11 protein-coding genes are annotated in these 18,168 nt (G+C 61.0%); 4 read left to right on the plus strand and 7 right to left on the minus strand.

The genetic code is table 11. From position 1 onward, the window contains the following. Window positions 1–69 precede the first annotated feature (69 nt). The gene (locus H2O77_RS09065) at window positions 70–900 is read right to left on the minus strand and encodes an ATP-dependent zinc protease (RefSeq protein WP_054556656.1); all 831 of its coding nucleotides are present in this window, start codon (window positions 898–900) and stop codon (window positions 70–72) included. A 1,112-nt stretch (window positions 901–2,012) separates the two neighbouring features. Here H2O77_RS09065 and H2O77_RS09070 point away from each other — a divergent pair. After that, a complete protein-coding gene (locus H2O77_RS09070) occupies window positions 2,013–2,639 on the plus strand; it encodes a DUF3833 domain-containing protein (protein ID WP_240548768.1) in 627 nt (208 codons plus the stop codon). Between the two features lie 111 nt (window positions 2,640–2,750). Here H2O77_RS09070 and H2O77_RS09075 read toward each other — a convergent pair whose 3' ends face one another. The 6 genes from H2O77_RS09075 to nfuA form a co-directional block, all read right to left on the minus strand. Next, complete coding sequence (locus H2O77_RS09075) at window positions 2,751–4,646, minus strand: sensor domain-containing phosphodiesterase (RefSeq protein ID WP_215824427.1); 1,896 nt, start codon at window positions 4,644–4,646, stop codon at window positions 2,751–2,753. Between the two features lie 277 nt (window positions 4,647–4,923). Next, entirely contained in the window at window positions 4,924–5,316 is a 393-nt protein-coding gene (locus H2O77_RS09080) for an ectoine synthase (RefSeq protein ID WP_043334232.1), read from the minus strand. 159 nt (window positions 5,317–5,475) lie between these two features. Further along, window positions 5,476–6,741, minus strand: a complete 1,266-nt coding sequence (gene ectB, locus H2O77_RS09085; protein ID WP_043334231.1) for a diaminobutyrate--2-oxoglutarate transaminase — start codon at window positions 6,739–6,741, stop codon at window positions 5,476–5,478. 282 nt (window positions 6,742–7,023) lie between these two features. Then, on the minus strand, window positions 7,024–7,587 hold the full coding sequence (gene ectA / locus H2O77_RS09090; protein WP_240548557.1) for a diaminobutyrate acetyltransferase: 564 nt from the start codon (window positions 7,585–7,587) through the stop codon (window positions 7,024–7,026). A gap of 372 nt (window positions 7,588–7,959) precedes the next feature. Further along, window positions 7,960–9,759, minus strand: coding sequence for a sensor domain-containing diguanylate cyclase (locus H2O77_RS09095; protein ID WP_215822682.1), 1,800 nt, complete (start codon window positions 9,757–9,759; stop codon window positions 7,960–7,962). Window positions 9,760–10,095: 336 nt separating this feature from the next. Next, a complete protein-coding gene (gene nfuA, locus H2O77_RS09100) occupies window positions 10,096–10,686 on the minus strand; it encodes a Fe-S biogenesis protein NfuA (protein WP_054556652.1) in 591 nt (196 codons plus the stop codon). 407 nt (window positions 10,687–11,093) lie between these two features. Between nfuA and metH the strand changes: the two genes are divergently transcribed. From metH to H2O77_RS09115, 3 genes are all read left to right on the plus strand, one after another. Next, window positions 11,094–14,819: a methionine synthase gene (gene metH, locus H2O77_RS09105; RefSeq protein ID WP_215822684.1), complete on the plus strand. Its 3,726-nt coding sequence runs from the start codon at window positions 11,094–11,096 to the stop codon at window positions 14,817–14,819. Window positions 14,820–15,197: 378 nt separating this feature from the next. Next, the gene (locus tag H2O77_RS09110; protein WP_215822686.1) at window positions 15,198–16,526 is read left to right on the plus strand and encodes an MATE family efflux transporter; all 1,329 of its coding nucleotides are present in this window, start codon (window positions 15,198–15,200) and stop codon (window positions 16,524–16,526) included. 404 nt (window positions 16,527–16,930) lie between these two features. Continuing rightward, window positions 16,931–18,064, plus strand: coding sequence for an ABC transporter substrate-binding protein (locus tag H2O77_RS09115; RefSeq protein WP_215822688.1), 1,134 nt, complete (start codon window positions 16,931–16,933; stop codon window positions 18,062–18,064). Window positions 18,065–18,168: the final 104 nt, after the last annotated feature.

Raw genomic sequence — 18,168 nt, forward strand, 5'->3', positions numbered from 1 at the left:
GGCTCGGTGGAGCACCGAGCCATGTCAGGCAGCGAAGCCGGGCAGAGGAGACAGGAGGGCGCTTGCCACTCAGTCGCGGTTGCCTTCGTTCGGGTCCTCGTCCTTGGCCGCTTCGTTACTGGGGGCACTGCCCGGGTACTCCGGACGTGCATTGATGAAGGTACGGCTGACGTCCACCGCAGCGATGTCCATCATGAAGCGACGGCCCAGCAATACCGGATAGGTGAGATCACGACGATCATTGAGGGTGAACTCGACCTTCTGCTTGATGTCACCCAGCGTCATCAGCAGGCTGACGACGGGACGCTCTTCGCGGCCGGAGGCCTGGATGATGGTCACCGTGCGGCTGACCTGGGCTTCGACCCACTTGTCACGATCGCCTGACACGAAATACTTGCCGTCATCCCGCAGTGCGAGCTTGAACTTGACCCACTTGGCGCCGTCGCGCTCGAATTCGGTGATATCACGCGCCGACAGCGACGAGGTATTGGCACCGGTATCGATACGTGCCTTGAAGTAGCTGCTGATGGTCGGGAAGCCGACCCACTCGACGCGCCCAAGCAGGGTCTTGTCGAGGATGGGGTTGTCGGTCACTGCCTTGCAGGCTTCCACGGCCTGCGGCTGTGCGGGCTGTTCCATCTCGGCATGGATCTGGCGCAGCTGACTGCCGACTTCTCGCACGTCACGACGCAGAGAGCGGCTCAGCGCTTGCTGGTCGGCAAGTTGCTGCTGCTGGACGTTGCATTGGCCTGCCAGCTGTTCCTGCAGGGCATCGATGCGCTGTGAAAAGGCATCTGGCGTCAATACCGGTTTCTGCGGTTGCGGTTGTGCCGGGACGCAGCCGGCCATGACGACGACACTGGTCAAGGTAACAGGCAATAGCAGCTTGCGGATCAGCATAGGGGAGAAGGTTCCTGTTCAGCCTTGCTGCCGCTCTACAACCTGTGTGAACGGCAGACATAATTCTTGTCCATCGTCAGTCAGTCAGCACACTGATCCGACGATGCCTGGGTGTTCCCTTGTATAGCTTGGGCGTTCTAGCACCGAAGCGTTACTGGGGGCGATCATACGTAGCCCGAATGGTGACTGTCCATGTTTCAGCACCTGACCCCGAGCCATTGCCTGCGATTCACCAACGTAGCGATCACTTTCTGTCGCCAGTCGAGGACAGACCACACGAGCTCCCACCAGGCGTGGGTCAGGGCCGCTGTCAGCCGGCTTGACGTATAACGCCAGCTTGGCATGCGTCGCCTTCAGGTGACGAAAACCTTGATGGAATCCAGCCTCCAGACAGGAGCAATCTTCGCGGCAGTTTGCACAGCCAGACCTCACTGTTTGCGCATTGTTCAGGATGCCACAGCATCATCAGCGCGGGATCACAACATGGCAAGGACACGATCTCGGATGCGAGCCCGCCCGCACAGCGAGTCAGACTGTCGCCAAACTGATCAAATGCGGGACACTCAGCAAAAGATAGGCGGGAACGTCGACTGACTCCATCGGCTGACTTTATCGGCTGACTTTATCGACTGACTTTATCGACTGACTTTAATGACAAGCAGAACCTGAGGCTCACAAGCAGCTATGCAGAAGCTGTCATGCACGCGGAGGAGGTCAGATGCCTGAAGTCAGGTGCCTGAAGTCAGGTGCCTGAAGATCGACGCTCAAGCATTGACGTACACAGCCCGGATGAACACAACCCGGATTAACAAGGCACCGACGTACACAGCTTGAACACGCTCACGAATCACCGTATTTAACATAATATATATTATACGAACCAAAGGGTATGCGGATTTCATCAGTGATCCTGGGCGCCCGTAGAGTCAGTTGCTTTGATCCATCAGAACAGTCCGTTTGCCCAGGAGCGCGAACAAACTTATCCTTGATAGCATTCATGCACAAGTGTTGTAGAATAATTCGAGCCACATGTGACCCGCACCGCACACCTTGTCACTCAACCTTGCCGCGCGCCGTGATGACTCACGGGTCGGCGCGAACCGGAGTCAGCGATGCCCTCCTTCCCGTCCTGTCTGTCAGCTAGCGCTGGATTCATGCACAACGGCATTCGGCGCCTTCAGCGCATCAGCGGCCGCGCAGCCGTGTTGATCATGGCAGCGGGCTTGTCAGCCTGTAGCGGACCACAGATAGAGGATTACGCGGGCAGCGGCCCTGAGCTGCGCATCGATGACTACTTCCTGGGCCACACACGTGGCTGGGGCATGGTGCAGGATTACCGTGGCGAGGTGACGCGGCGGTTCGTGGTCGATGTCATCGGCAGCATGCAAGGCAACCAGCTGATTCTGGAGGAAGACTTCGTCTATGCCGATGGCGAGACGCAACACCGCCGCTGGACCTTTACCCCGGCGGGTGATCGCCAATGGACTGGTCGAGCGGCGGATGTGACGGGCGAAGCGACAGCGACGACCCGCGGTAACGCCTTGCGCATGAACTACGTGCTTCAGGTACCGATCGACGACAGTACCTGGGAGTTCAGCATGGATGACTGGATGTATCTGCAACCGGATGGTCGCATCTTGAACCGGACCTCGTTGCGCAAACTGGGCCTCGAAGCCGCCAGTATCACCCTGGCTTTTCAGCGCTGTCCCTGTGATTCACCGGCAGCTGAGCCGAAATGACAGCTCGTGCGCGGCAATCACGTGAGGCCCTGATGGCTTCAAGCCTTGCCTGGTGGTCTCAAGCCTCGATAGCGCCAGCCTTGTCGGTTCCAGCGCCTGACAGCCCAACCCTCATGAGGCGGCGGAGTCACCCGCATGCTGCTCGAGCGATGTCTCGACCTTGGACAGCCACTTGCCGTAATCCTCTTCTGGCGCCATGGGCTCTCCGAAGGCGTATCCCTGCAACTGGTCAAAGCCCAGATCCATCATGCTCTGGCGCTGGCGTGAGTGTTCGATACCAACCGCCACGGCGGAGATCTCCAACGCATGCAAGGCCGCCGTCCAGGCTTTCAACAGGCGCGCCTGACGTGGATCCGTCTGCAACAGACTGATCCAGCGCGGATGCAGTTTCACGCTGGTGATGGGCAGCATGCTCAACAGGCGCAGGCTGTCATGCTCAGGGCCGAAACGGTCGACACAGAAGCTGATGCCGTCATTGGCCAGCGATTTCATCGCCAGCACCAATGGCTCAGGCGTCGCGGAAAAGCTCTCGACACCGCTGACATCAAGGCGCAGGCAATCACCCTTGAGCCGGTAAAGGCGCAGGACACGGCGCAGGGCATCCATGTATTCGGTTTCGATCAGGCGCGACGCCGTGATGTTCAGCGACAGCGGCAACAGGCTGTCGTTGCCCTTCCTGGTCGCCAGCCAATGGCTCAGCAAGGCGCAGCTTCTGCGCAGCACCCAGATATCGAGCTCCTCATCCAGCCCCGCGTGTCTGGCGATGCGCAACATCTGGTGGGGTGTGATCCAGCGGTTCTTGTCCTGCCAGCGCAGCAGCACTTCCTGGCCGCTGAGGCCTTGGCTGCCCGCAGTGACGATGGGCTGCAGGTGGATGCACAGCTCATTGTCGCGCAGCGCCTGGGCAAAGCGGTTGTTCATCTCGAGGCGCAGGTTGAGGTTGTCCGTGAGATCCGCGAACTGGACGCCCTTCTCTTTTGGCGCCCATTCACTGGCACAGGCAAGCTCCTCTTCCACCACCTCGACCAGTTCCGCCGCCGACATGCTGTCGCTAACGAAGGTGCCCGCCCCGATCAGCAGATCAGGCCGATTGTTGGCGGAGAGATGCAGCAGCCAGGGTTGCTCCACGAAGCGATGCCAGCGCATGCCGTGCAATGCCTGGTCACGCGGCAACAGGATCATCAGGGTGTCGTGACTGACGCGTCCCTTGAGCAGGCCCTCGTCATCGAAGTTTTCATTGAGCTGGTGGGATAGGGATTGCAGCACGCCTTCGTAGAAGTCGACGCCCTGCTGCTTGCGCAGCCTTTCGGCGTTCTGCAGCTTGACCAGAATGACCTGCAGCGCCCCTTGACTGGCGCGCTCCTGCAGCCAGGCCGTCATTCGCTGCAGGTAGCGGCGACGCAGGCTGTAGCCGGTGATCGGGTCGATATTGGCTTGCAGGGTGGCGCGTGCGCGCTCTGCCAGCAGCGCATCACGCTGGATGAGCTCGTTCTCGACCAGCAGTGCACAGCGCTCCAGCCGCTCCAGCTGGGCCGTATCCAGTTGACGGGGCTTGTGGTCGATCAGGCACAGAGTCCCCAGCGGCAGGCCGCTGCTGTCACGCAGCACGGCACCCGCGTAGAAGCAGACATGCGGTGGCCCCGTCACCAGGGCGTTATCAAAGAAGCGCTCATCCTGGCGCGCATCATTGATGACCAGAAAGCGCTCTTCATGCAGCGCGTGGGCGCAGAAGGCGAGATCCCTGCCCGTCTGCCGTGCATCCAGCCCACAATGGGCCTTGAACCACTGGCGGTCTTCATCCACCAGCGACACGAGGCAGATGGGCACATCAAAGATATCGGCGACCAGCCGCGTCAGATCGTCATAGCGCTTTTCATGATCACTATCCAATACATGCAGAGAATGCAGGCTATTGAGACGCTCTTCTTCACGCGGATGAGGCGCCGCCGGCCTGAAGCCGGGCCGGCCACCCGGCGCGAGGGTCGTCTTTGGGGTGGAATCTGCCATGGCCTACTGCCTCGTTGGAATTTCCAGGAGATATAACCGTATGTTCGTACTTGAGCATACTCGTCTCGACTGTTGACTGGCAGAGCCGGCAAGCTGCGCACCACTAACGATAATTGAGCGTGGAAATCCCTGAGCGCGCTGCTGCGCGGCAACCTCACGGAGCGGTTTCTCACCACCACGACGCAGAAAGCCCCGCAGCAAGGCTACGGGGCTTTCTGGATGACGCTTGTCCTTTGAGGTCAGACGCTTCGCGCCTTACTCACGACGAGACAGGGTCTCAGGCTTCGGCAGGTGCATAGGAGCCATCTTCACGATGGACTTCCTTGCCGGTCAAGCCCGGGGTGAACACACAGGCCAGGTGCATGGTCTTGGTGGCACGCAGCAGGTGATCATCGTGCTCGTTGAGGATATAGATGTCGCCCGGCTTGATCGGCCAGATCTTGCCATCGGCCAGGGTTTCGACTTCACCCTCACCTTCCATGCAATACACCACTTCATAGTGATGCTTGTAATGGATGTGGGTCTCGGTGCCTTCAAAGATGCGGGTGATGTGGAACGAACACTTGCCACCATCTTCATCGAGCAGCAGGCGCGTGCTATCCCAGTTGCCATTCTCGGCCTTGACCAGACGATCGGTGCTGCGGGCTTCTTCGAGATTGCGAACGATCATGTGTTTTCCTCACTAGGCTGCCTGACATCGACAGCTGACAGATGGCGATTACCGTAACGAAGGGGTGACCTGGATGGGCAATCGGTGGGGATGGCAAGCCAGAAGCTCACCAACGACCCGCGGGGCGCCGATGACCGGGCGCCCCGCGGGAAGACAGCATTACTTGGACAGCACTGCGGCAGCGTTTTCCTCGATGATATCGAGGGCTTCCAGCAGGTCTTCGTCGCGGATGGTCAGCGGGCACAGGCACTTGACGACCTGACCGGAGTGACCACTGGTCTCGATGATCAAGCCCTGCTCGAAGCAGCGTGAGGTGATGGCATCGGCCAGCTCACCGTCACGGACATCGATACCGCGCATCAGGCCACGGCCCTTCTCGTGCGCTTCGAAGCCGTTCTCGCGGGCCTTGGCGGCAATCTTCTGGAAGCGGTCTTCGACGATACGGCCCTTGCGCTGGATATCGCGCTCGAACTTGTCATCGCTCCAGAAGTGGCGCAGCGCGGCGGCGCCGGTCACGAAGGCCAGGGCGTGGCCACGGAAGGTGCCGTTGTACTGGCTCGGCTTCCACTGGTCCAGCTCGGGACGCATCATCACCATCGCGAACGGCACACCGGAGGCAGACAGCGACTTCGAGTTGCAGACGATGTCCGGCACGATGTTGGCGTGCTCGAAGCTGAAGAACTTGCCGGTACGACCACAACCCGCCTGGATATCATCGACGATCAGCAGGATCTTGTGCTCCTTGCACAAGGCATCCAGACGCTGGAGCCATTCGATGGAGGCCGGGTTGATACCGCCCTCACCCTGCACGGTCTCGACCAGCACTGCTGCCGGGCGATCCAGGCCGCTGGAGGAATCCTTGAGCAGCTTGTCGAGATAGGCAACGGTGTCGATGCCCTCACCCATGTAGCCATCGTAGGGCACGAATTGCGCACCCTGCGCCGGCAGACCCGCCGCATCACGGAACTTGGCGTTACCGGTGGTGGCCAGGGCACCCATGGTCACACCATGGAAGCCGTTGGTGAACGACACGATGTTGTGGCGGCCGGAAACCTTGCGCGCCAGACGAATGGCAGCTTCGACCGCGTTGGTGCCGGTCGGCCCCGGGAAGTGGACCTTGTAGTCCAGACCACGCGGCTTGAGGATCACTTCCTCCAGCGCTTCGAGGAAATCGCGCTTGGCGGAAGTCCACATATCGAGGCCGTGGATGATGCCATCATTGCTGATGTAATCGACCAGTGCCTTCTTGAGTACCGGATGGTTATGCCCGTAGTTGAGCACACCGGCACCGGCGAGGAAATCGATGTAGCGCTTGCCGTCCTCGGTGAACAGGTGGGCATTCTGCGCCTTGGTGAAAACGGTCGGGAAAGAACGCGAATAAGTGCGTACCTCGGATTCCATCTGTTCGAGAATCTGCGTATTCATGCTGTCACCTCCCTGGTGATGGATGGCCGACTACTGAAATGGCCATACCAGAATGTAAAGACGATCCAACGAATGACACTGACCCTACCTCACTCACACATGGGGTCAGCAGGAGATGTCACAACCTTCCTGTCGTGAACATCTGCCGGACGGGACGTGATTCTTCTCGACGACCGACACAAGAATCATGACGGCGTCCCGCCCGGGACTTCTTGCGGCTTGCTACCCGCCCTTGCTGCGCATGGGCCCTGGCGGCACAAGAGCCTTGAGCGCGTCGAGCACTCAGATGTCGCTCGGCAGGAACGGGCCGATGCGCACCAGGTTTTCGGCAAGGTGCACGCCACCCAGCTGGTCTGAAGAGAAGTACTCACGCGAGTGCAGCGGCACCTGCCAGCGTTCGGCGAGGCGAGTGAACAATGCCCAGGACGCCTCGTTGTCCGGCGTGATGGTGGTCTCGAGATGACGTACGTGCGCCATTTCGGGACGCTTCATCACGGCTTCGATCAAGCGGCGTGCCAGGCCAGTACCACGCGCCTTCTCACCGACGGCGATCTGCCACAGGAAGAAGGTCTGCGGGGCGTCGTTGCGGGTGTAACCGGAAACGAAGCCGACGACCTCACCTTCCTCATCTGTCGCGATGGCGCAGCTGTCACGGAACTGCGTGGCCAGCAAAACGTACGAATACCCTGAATTGAGGTCCAGCGGCGGGCAGGCCTTGACCAGCTCATAGATGCCCCAACCATCATCGGTAGTCGGCTGACGGATGAACAACGGCGCGCTGGCGCGGTTGATCACGGCATCGTGGGTGTGGTGGGCCAGGCCCTGAATCGTGGAAGTCATTGTCATGGTTTTCATAAAATATTTCGCAGTTGGCGAATTCGCTATAAACCATAACAAACCGTTATGGATGTCGCAAACCATAAATTATCCTCGAGAAGCGTATGGATAACGTAGAATTATCCCAAGCCCCGTATCGGTGAGCGTGCAGGCCCGGGCCAGTACCAGTACCGGGCAACTCTCGCCCTTGCCCACCGCCGCTGATGATTTGTCCCCACCAGACGCAAGACGGCGCCCCGAGGGGCGCCGTTTGATTGCCTGATCATGCGGCATCTGGCCTTGCTTGCGTTGCCACTGCCTTTCCATTGCCACAGAGGCGGCTTCTGCTCTAGTGCTTGAGCTCCAGGGCTTGAGACCCAGGCCTGAAGCCCTGGGCTTCCGTCACTGCTGTTTCTGCCCCTCACGCTTCTTGCTGGCGGTCGCGACAATCTGGCCCAGCTCATCATGGCGGCTGAACTGCACCGCGCAATTGCGGCCTTCATTCTTGGCGGCGTAGAGCGCCATGTCCGCATTGTGTGATAGCTGTTCACGGTCGCTGCCATGCTGAGGGGCGATGGCAATCCCGATGCTGCAGCCCACTTCCAGCTTGTGCTCTTCATACAGGAATGGCTTGCCCAGACTGTCGATGATGCGCTGGGCCAGCTGGGCGAGTTCCCCGTGGCGCCCCAGATTCGCCTGGATGTCGGCATTGTGGACCAGCACCACGAACTCATCGCCTCCCAGACGCGCGACGAAATCGCCCTTGCGCACCACCTGGTTGAGTCGCTCCGCGATCACCTTGAGCGCCACATCCCCGGCAGCATGGCCATGGGTGTCATTGATGGGCTTGAACTTGTCGATATCCAGCATCAGGCACGCCAGCTGCCCGCCTTCGTCATTGACGCTTTCGAGGCAATGCTCGACCCGCTCATAGAAATGCTGTCGATTGGGCAGTCCCGTCAGGGAGTCATGCATCGCCAGTTGCGTGATGCGCTTCTTGTAGTTGTTGCTCTCGATGATGTTGTACTTGAACTTCTGCAGCGCCCGCGCCATCTGGCCCACTTCATTGGTGTGCTGGGTGCTGTCGATCACCACGCTGACATCGTCATTGGCCAGGGTGTTCATGGTCTGGGTCAGACGACGTATCGGCACCAGCACATAACGCCCGAACAGCCACATCGAGATGCCGATCAGCACCACGATCATCGCCAGTGCCAGGCCATTGACCACCGGGGCCACCGTGGCCAGCAGCTTGAGCGTCTTGCCGACCGCGGCAGAGGTGGCCCCGATCCGCATGCGGCTTTCGTGATCCAGCACTGCCAGTGCGTCAAGCGCCGGCGCATCATTGACCTTGACCAGTTGATCGATCTCACGCGGTGAGAGGTCTGCCTGCTCGTCATGCAGCTGGTTGACCTTGTTCAAGCGGTCACCGTAGGACTGGATGACATCGGCGATATCGCGGATGGCACGTTGCTCGGCGGTGTTCATGCCCAGCGCACGATAAGCCGCCAGGGTGGCGCGCAGCGATTCGATGTCCTGCGCCGCCTGCTGACCGTAGATGGCGTCACTGCGCAGCACATAATTCTTGAAGTGGTGGATCATCTCGCCGTAGCCGAGATCTCGGCGCAGATTGGCCACCAGGCGAGCCTTGCCCATGCCGTTCTCGAGCGGATTGTCATTGTCACGCAGCTCCGCGATGGAGATACGCCGCAGGGTATCCAGCCCCGAGACGGCCTGGAAATCATCGATCTGAACCAGCTTGTCGATATCGGCACTCGAACGCCCCTGCTCGATCATCGTGCGTATTCTGGGCACCATCAGCTCATAGCGGCTGATGGTGGCACGCAGACCCGCCACCGCATTTTCCTCCCCCTGGGTCAGTCCAAGGTTCTGATAACGGCTCAGAGCGCTGCGAGCGGCACCGATCTCGTTCTGCACCTCGCCGATCAGCTCGAGGTCCTGACGCAGCACGAGATTCTTGAAGTCATGCACCATGCCGCCATAGCCCAGGGCCTTGGTCAGCTGGCCTTCCAGGCGCGGTTTGTCGGAGCGCGCCTGTTGATATTCCTGCCAGTCGTGCTGCAGGTCGGACACGTTGCGGGTAATGAATGCCAACACGACCAGCAACACCAGTCCCGCCAAGGCGGAAAGCGCACAGATGATGATGTTGATGGTGCGAAAGCGCAGGTTGGCCAGACTCATGAAGGCTATCTCTTGACGATGGGAGGAAACGTTCGACGGAAAAACGTGTCACGCCGGCCAGCCGATGGGCGCTACCAGCATGAAAAAGATACTGCCACGATACCAGATAAATCTAATACTTTACGCAGCGACTTCCCCGAACCTCCCTTCATACGCTGTATGCCCGGGCCTGGATGTCACAGGCTCGCGTCAGATTGCCTCATCCCCTGACAGGCTGACGTCGCGCCCATAAAAAAATCTCCCACCGAAAATCGATGGGAGATTGCGTTTCTAGCCTGTGCCTGGCTTCGGCCCTGACCTCGGGCCCTCGTCATGGGCCCTAAGCCAGACCCGACATCAGCTGTAGTAGGCGTTGGTCGTGTCGGTGTGGTCGGTGACGTCACGCACACCGGTCAGTTCCGGGATACGCTCCATCAGCGTCTTCTCGACACCATCCTTCAGCGTCAGATCGACAGCAGAGCAGCCCTGGCAACCGCCACCGAACTGCAGCACGGCGACCTGCTCTTCGGTCAGCTGCACCAGCTTGATCTCGCCACCGTGAGCCGCCAGGCCCGGGTTGATCTCGCTGTAGAGCAGGTAGTTGATGCGGTCTTCCAGCGGGCTGTCGGCGTTGACCTTGGGCATCTTGGCGTTCGGCGCCTTGATGGTCAGCTGCCCCCCCATGCGATCGGCATTGAAGTCGACGGTCGCTTCTTCCAGGAACGGTACGCTGTGCGTGTCGAGATAGACCTTCAGCTTCGGCAGATCCAGGATCTCATCCGTCGGCTCTTCCTCGCCCGGGCGGCAGTAGGCGAGACAGGTCTCGGCATACGGCGTGCCCGGCTGGGTGATGAAGATGCGCACACCGATGCCTTCGACGTTCTGCTTCTCGAGCAGCTCGGCAAGATACTCCTGGGCGCTATCGGTAATCTGGATGCTCTCACTCATGGCGCAGAGACTCTCTTGATGTCAGGTGACTAATGGCTCCATGTTAAGGAAAACCTGCTGCACTCGCAATCCTGAGCAAATCACTCGGGTTTGGTGCCCTGCGCGCAGCCACTCCCTTGCGGGCACTCCTGACTGACTCATGTTGCGCATGAATCATGCTCATCGTGACGATTCTGCAGTCTGATACGATATCCCAAACTGGCCAGGCGGGGATTTCGTGAGCGGATCCCTCGCCAGCGCCTCTCAATAGCAATGAGTTCGCGCCTGTGGCGTGTGACTTTCTCGGCAAGGTACTGGGCTCAGGAGGTACTGGCTCAGAAGGTACTGGCTTGGCAAAGTACTGGCCTGGTAATGAGAGTTGCACGTTCGGGAGACAACGCGACAGGTCACGCACGCTGGAGTCCGTCATGGCGCAAGCCCTATCCCCTGTTCCCTATTCTCTGCCCCTGCCCGACGCGCTGAGCCAGGCGCTGCAGGAGCGTATCCTGATCCTCGATGGCGGCATGGGCACCATGTTGCAGAGCTATGGGCTGGAAGAGGAAGACTTCCGCGGTGAGCGCTTCGCCGACTGGCCCAGCGACATCAAGGGCAACAACGACCTGCTGGCGCTGACCCGGCCGGACATCGTCGAGGCGATCCACCGCGCCTACTTCGAGGCCGGCGCCGATATCGTTGAGACCAACACCTTCAATGCCACTCAGCTGTCGCAGTCCGATTACGGCATGCAGGCACTGGTCCACGAGATCAATCTCGAATCGGCACGTCTGGCGCGCAAGACGGCGGACGCCGTGGCCGCCGAGACCGGCATCCCGCGCTTCGTCGCCGGGGTGCTCGGCCCGACCAGCCGCACCTGCTCCATCTCGCCGGACGTGAATGACCCCGCCAAGCGCAACGTCACCTTCGATATCCTGCGCGAGAACTACCGCGAGGCCGCATTGGCGCTCTTCGAGGGCGGCGCGGACCTGATCCTGATCGAGACCATCTTCGACACCCAGAATGCCAAGGCGGCGATCTACGCCCTCGAGGAGCTGTTCGACGAAGGCCATCCGCGGCTGCCGGTGATGATCTCCGGCACCATCACCGATGCCTCGGGGCGTACGCTATCCGGCCAGACCACCGAAGCCTTCTGGAACTCGGTGCGTCACGCACGTCCGCTGAGCATCGGCCTCAACTGCGCGCTGGGCGCCGAGGAGCTGCGCCCTTACCTGCTTGAGCTGTCCGAGAAGGCCGATACCTTCGTCTCCGCGCACCCCAACGCCGGCCTGCCCAACGAATTCGGCGAGTACGACCAGACCCCGGACGAGATGGCCGAGATCATCGGCTCCTTCGCCGCGGCGGGTCTGCTCAACATCATCGGCGGTTGCTGTGGCTCCACCCCAGAGCATATCCAGGCGGTCAAGCGCGTGGTGGCCCAGTACCCGCCGCGCAAGGTGCCAAAGATCGCGCCGGCCTGCCGCCTGTCGGGGCTTGAGCCCTTCAACATCCAGCCGGACTCGCTGTTCGTCAATGTCGGTGAACGTACCAACGTCACCGGCTCCGCGCGCTTTCGTCGCCTGATCAAGGAGGAGGACTACACCACCGCGCTGGAAGTCGCCCTCGAGCAGGTCGAGAACGGCGCCCAGGTCATCGACGTCAACATGGATGAGGGCATGCTGGAGTCACAGGAGGCCATGGTGCGCTTCCTGAACCTGATCGCCTCGGAGCCGGACATCTCGCGCGTGCCGATCATGGTCGATTCCTCGAAGTGGGACATCATCGAGGCGGGGCTCAAGTGCATCCAGGGCAAGGCGGTGGTCAATTCCATCTCGCTCAAGGAAGGCGAGGAAAGCTTCCGTAAGCAGGCGCAGATCTGTCGCCGTCACGGCGCCGCCGTGGTGGTCATGGCCTTTGATGATGTCGGTCAGGCCGATACCTATCAGCGCAAGATCGATATCTGCGAGCGCGCCTACCGGATGCTGGTCGATGACATCGGCTTCCCGGCCGAGGACATCATCTTCGACCCCAACATCTTCGCCATCGCCACCGGCATCGAGGAGCACGACAACTACGGGGTCGATTTCATCGAGGCCACGCGCTGGATTCATGACAACCTGCCCCACGCGATGATTTCCGGTGGCGTCTCCAACGTGTCCTTCTCGTTTCGTGGCAACAATCCGGTCCGCGAAGCGATCCACTCGGTATTCCTCTATCACGCCATCCAGGCGGGCCTGAGCATGGGCATCGTCAACGCCGGCCAGCTGGCGCTCTACGATGACCTGCCCCGGGAGCTGCGCGACGCCGTCGAGGACGTGGTACTCAACCGCCACGATGACAGCACCGAGCGCCTGCTCGACATCGCCGACAAGTACAAGGGCGATGGCAGCAGCGGCGAGAAGAAGGAAGACCTCGAATGGCGCAGCTGGTCGGTCAATAAGCGCATCGAGCACGCGCTGGTCAAGGGCATCACCGTCCATATCGAGGAAGATACCGAAGAGGCGCGCCTGCAGGCAGCCCGACCCATCGAGGTCATCGAAGGGCCGTTGATGGACGGCATGAATGTGGTCGGCGACCTGTTCGGCGCGGGCAAGATGTTCCTGCCCCAGGTGGTGAAGTCGGCGCGCGTCATGAAGCAGGCGGTCGCCCACCTGATCCCCTTCATCGAGGCCGAGAAGAGCGGCGAGACCCAGGCCAAGGGCAAGATCGTCATGGCCACCGTCAAGGGCGATGTCCACGACATCGGCAAGAACATCGTCGGCGTGGTGCTTCAGTGCAACAACTATGAGGTCATCGACCTGGGCGTGATGGTGCCGGCGGAGAAGATCCTGCAGACCGCCATCGACGAGAAGGCCGACATCATCGGGCTTTCCGGGCTGATCACGCCGTCGCTGGACGAGATGGTCAATGTCGCCAGGGAGATGCAGCGCCGTGGCTTCGAGTTGCCGCTGCTGATCGGTGGTGCGACCACGTCCAAGGCACATACCGCAGTCAAGATCGAACCGCAGTATGAGCAGCCGGTCATCTATGTCACCGACGCCTCGCGCGCGGTGGGCGTGGCCTCGCGTCTGCTGTCGCCGGAACTCAAGGCAGCCTATGTCGATCAGATTCGCACCGAGTACGCCGTGGTGCGCGAGCGCAACGCCAAGCGCCGCCCCAAGGCCGCGGACCTCGACTACCGCGAGGCGCGCAAGCGCCGTTTCCAGCCGGACTGGGAGCATTACACCCCACCGGCTCCCAGCTTCACCGGCCTCAAGGTCTTCGATGACTACGATCTGAATGAACTGGTCGAGCGCATCGACTGGACGCCCTTCTTCATGAGCTGGCAGCTGGCGGGCAAGTACCCGAAGATTCTGCAGGATGAGACGGTCGGAGAAGCGGCGCGTTCGCTGTTTGCCGATGCCAGGGTGATGCTGCGCAAGCTGATCGATGACAAGGTGCTGTTGGCGCGTGGCGTGATCGGCTTCTGGCCGGCCAACTGTGTCGACGACGACACCCTGGAAGTCTACGCCGATGAATCACGCACCCAGGTGGTCGAGCGCCTGCATCACATCCGTCAGCAGATGACCAAGAACCGTGATGGCGTCTGTCACAGTCTCGCCGACTTCATCGCCCCGCGTGACAGTGGCAAGCCGGACTGGATCGGTGGCTTCGCCGTGACCACCGGACATGGCGCGGATGAACTGGCCAGGGAGTACGAGGCGGCGGGCGATGATTACAACGCCATCATGGTCAAGGCGCTGGCGGACCGTCTCGCCGAAGCCTTTGCCGAGCGCCTGCACGAGCGCGTACGCAAGGAGTTCTGGGGCTACGATAGCCAGGAAGTGCTCGACAACGAGGCATTGATCGCCGAGAAGTATCGCGGCATTCGTCCGGCGCCCGGCTATCCGGCCTGCCCTGACCATACAGAGAAGGCCACGCTGTTCCGCATGCTCGAACCGGAGACGCATGCCGGCATGGTGCTGACCGAGAGCTTTGCCATGTGGCCGGCGGCCGCCGTCTCTGGCTGGTACTTCGCACACCCGGAGTCGAAATACTTCTCCACCGGCAAGATCACCCGCGATCAGGTGCAGTCCCTGGCGAGCCGCAAGGCAATGGAGCTTTCCGAGATGGAACGCTGGCTGTCGCCGGTGCTGAGCTACGATCCCGACGCCGATTGATCCCCTCCATCAGCCGTCCCGCCGGTTGATGCAGCCAACGTCAGCTCCACGCGCCTCACCTTTCAGGCGGTGGGGCGCGCTGACGTCTGAGAGGCGATGTCTTCAGTTTGCCGAGCGCGCTATCATGGCGCTCTTCCTTGTCTGCTGTCGTGAGTCGCCCGTGCTGCCGTTGTCACTGCTTTGTTTATCGCTGCTTTGTTTATCGCTGCTTTGTTTATCACTGCTCTGTTTGTCACTGTCCTGTCTATCACTGCTCGGTTTCTCGCTGTTCTGTTCATCGCAGCCCCGTTCACTGGTTTCCCGTCTGTCAGCCGCCTTCGAGGCTTTTGACTCTTTCTGCTCTTCTCATTTTTCCGACTCCCCGCGTGGGAGCGTCTGATGCTGGGGGATCTTGCGCGCAACACACGAATTCTGAAGCTGGCGCTGCCGATCATCGGGGCGATGCTGTCGCAGAGCCTGCTCAACCTGATCGACGCGGCACTGGTCGGCAGTCTGGGCGAGACGGCGCTGGCGGGTGTGGGGATCGGTGGCTATGCCATGTTCATGGTCACGGCGCTGATCTTCGGGCTGTCCTCCGCCGTTCAGGCCCAGACCTCGCGGCGCCTGGGCGAGGATGCGCCGGAGCGTTGTGGCGAAGGCCTGAATGCCGGTCTGGTGCTGGCGTTGTCGATCGGCATTCCCGTCACTCTCGCCTGCCATCACTGGGCTGAGCCGCTGCTGTCGCTGATCAATGACCAGCCCGGCGTGCATGAAACCGCCGCCTCGTATTTCCAATGGCGCGTGCTGGGGCTGATACCGGTCGCCATGGCGTTCTGCTTCCGAGGTTTCTGGAATGGCCTGCAGCGCACCGGCATCTATCTGCGCATCATGTTGATCACCCAGGCGGTCAATGTCGTGCTCAGCATCATCCTGATCCACGGCCTGTTCGGCGCCCCGCAGATGGGCGCCGATGGCGCCGGGGCCGGTACGACACTGTCCCTGCTGGTCGCATTGGCGCTGTGGATCAAGGCGACGCTGGGCGAGCGCAGTCTGCACGGTGTCCTGCATGCCTGGCCGCCGATGACGCATTACCTGACGCTGCTCAAGCTGGCGGTGCCCCACTCCTTTCAGCAGCTATGGTTCGCGGCGGGCTACGCGATGCTGTTCTGGATACTCGGTCAGATCGATGCGGCCAGTGTCGCGGTCGGCCATGTGCTGGTGAATCTCTCCCTGCTGCTGATATTGCCCGGAGTCGGGCTTGGGCTTGCCGCCATGAGTCTGGTGGGCCAGGCCCTGGGCAGCGGCGAGCATGAAGAGGCCCATCGCTGGGGGTGGGACACCGTGCGCGTGGCACTGCCGTGTCTGCTGTTGCTGGGCTTGCCGCTGTGGGTCGCGCCCCAGAGCGTGCTCGGGCTGTTCCTGCATCGCCCGCCATTGATCGAGCTGGGCCTGCTGCCGCTGCAGATGACAGCCGCCATGATCGTGCTCGACTGCACCGCCATCGTGCTGGCCCAGGCACTGCTGGGCGCCGGCGCCCATCGCACCGTGATGCTTGCTACCTTGAGCCTGCAGTGGCTGATCTTTCTGCCCGCGGCCTGGTGGTGGGGCGTCCATCAGGAAGGTGGCCTTGTCGCCATCTGGGCGATACAGCTCGCCTATCGCCTGCTCAACTCGCTCGTCTTCGGGCTTATCTGGCAACGCAGAGCGTGGCAAGCCTTGCGCCTTTGAAGGTGTTCTCTGGTGCAGCTAGCCAGCAGCCTTTGCTGCCACTCGCGCCTGTAGCCCATGGAAGACATCAAGAGAGAATGATATATGTCGTTCAATCGTTGAAGCTTGGTAAATGGCAGTCTTGTTGAAGTCCATACCCAGCTTGCCCAGTCGCGTACCCTGATAGAAACAAAAGTCAATGCACTAGGGAGAACGCCATGTCCGCTGCCACCATCAGGACAGGACGAGCACAACTTGGCTTGCCAAGGCTGATCGTCCTGTGTGGTTGCCTTGCCCTCAGCGGGCTGGTCAATGCCTCATCCTCTGGCTCTTCCTCCTCCGATCTCACGCCTCGAGCCTCCGAAAACACTCAAGCCCCTGCCTACCCTTCAGGCCAATCGAGAGCGCGTGGTGCACAGGAGGCGATGCCTGGACGCCCGCTGAGCGCCACCTTCGTGAACCCCGGACTGCGTGGCGAACGCTTCTGGGACATGGTGACCGACACCATGCAAGCAGCCGCCCTGGACCTGAATATCTCACTGGAAGTCGTCTACGCCGAGCGCAATCCCTACCTGCTCAAGAAACTCGCGATTCAGGCGTTGGAAAGCCCTGCCGCTCCGGATTACCTCCTGCTGGTCAATGAAGAGCAGGCGGCCTCCGAGTTGTTGACGATTGCGGATGGCCACGACACCCATGTCGTGATGCTGTTGAACGGACTGACCCGCGAAGAGGCGCTGACCCATGGCACCCCGGGGTCCCTCCACCCCGCCTGGATCGGCAGCGTCATCCCCGACAACCATACTGCGGGCAAACGCATGGCGACCCAGCTGATCAAGGTGGCGCGAGAAGGCTCGCCCACCGGCCAATTGCATGGGCTTGCCTTGATCGGTGACACCCGAACCCCTGCCTCGATTGCCCGCAATACCGGCATGGTGGCCGGCTTTTCCCAGGACCAGGACGTCCAGATAGATCGCATACTCGAGGCGCGCTGGAACACTCAGGATGCCGAACATCTTACTGCGCAATATCTCAAGTGGGTCAGCCGCTCAAGCGGTCAGAATGATCTGATCTGGGCGGCGAATGATGCCATGGCCGAGGGGGCCATTCTTGCGCTCGAGTCAGCGGGCCTCACGCCCGGCGTGGATGTGCTGGTGGCAGGGCTCAACTGGTCACCGGAGGGTATCAGCATGGTGAAGGACCAGCGCATGCTGTTGACGGACGGCGGTCATTTCATGGCGGGAGCCTGGGCGATGGTGATGGCAAGAGACCATGCCGATATCGAGGACTGGCCCCCCAGAACCGTCAACTTCCCGATGAGCGCCATCACGCATGACAATGTGGCGCGATATGGCCCGCTTCTGGAAAACCCTGACTGGGAAGCCGCAGATTTCGCCGCCTTCGGATTGCAGGCATCGCGGGATGACTATGGGTTTGATCCGATGAGGGTATTGACGCAGATGCTTGGCCACCAGGCCCCGGCATCCGGATTGCCCCCTCAGGCTCCCGCCACCCAGAAGAAGACTGCACGTTCCAGCGCGCTCATGGACACCCCCCAATGAGGAGGCGCAAGGAGAGCTCGCAGGGCAACGTCCATCGCCACCGAGGGAGAACAGCGTGATCAATGATGGCCCGAAACTCGCAAAGGCCCCCGGTACGGCGCCCG

It is taken from the genome of Cobetia sp. 4B, from assembly GCF_018831605.1.
GTDB classification, from domain to species: domain Bacteria; phylum Pseudomonadota; class Gammaproteobacteria; order Pseudomonadales; family Halomonadaceae; genus Cobetia; species Cobetia amphilecti.

Bases quoted from the DNA above. Each gene is read 5' to 3' on its own strand.
- nfuA (WP_054556652.1), bottom strand. From the start codon at position 10,686: ATGAGTGAGAGCATCCAGATTACCGATAGCGCCCAGGAGTATCTTGCC.
- H2O77_RS09095 (WP_215822682.1), bottom strand. From the start codon at position 9,759: ATGAGTCTGGCCAACCTGCGCTTTCGCACCATCAACATCATCATCTGT.
- H2O77_RS09110 (WP_215822686.1), top strand. From the start codon at position 15,198: ATGCTGGGGGATCTTGCGCGCAACACACGAATTCTGAAGCTGGCGCTG.
- ectA (WP_240548557.1), bottom strand. From the start codon at position 7,587: ATGACAATGACTTCCACGATTCAGGGCCTGGCCCACCACACCCACGAT.
- H2O77_RS09080 (WP_043334232.1), bottom strand. From the start codon at position 5,316: ATGATCGTTCGCAATCTCGAAGAAGCCCGCAGCACCGATCGTCTGGTC.
- H2O77_RS09115 (WP_215822688.1), top strand. From the start codon at position 16,931: ATGCCTGGACGCCCGCTGAGCGCCACCTTCGTGAACCCCGGACTGCGT.
- H2O77_RS09075 (WP_215824427.1), bottom strand. From the start codon at position 4,646: ATGGCAGATTCCACCCCAAAGACGACCCTCGCGCCGGGTGGCCGGCCC.
- H2O77_RS09065 (WP_054556656.1), bottom strand. From the start codon at position 900: ATGCTGATCCGCAAGCTGCTATTGCCTGTTACCTTGACCAGTGTCGTC.
- H2O77_RS09070 (WP_240548768.1), top strand. From the start codon at position 2,013: ATGCCCTCCTTCCCGTCCTGTCTGTCAGCTAGCGCTGGATTCATGCAC.
- ectB (WP_043334231.1), bottom strand. From the start codon at position 6,741: ATGAATACGCAGATTCTCGAACAGATGGAATCCGAGGTACGCACTTAT.
- metH (WP_215822684.1), top strand. From the start codon at position 11,094: ATGGCGCAAGCCCTATCCCCTGTTCCCTATTCTCTGCCCCTGCCCGAC.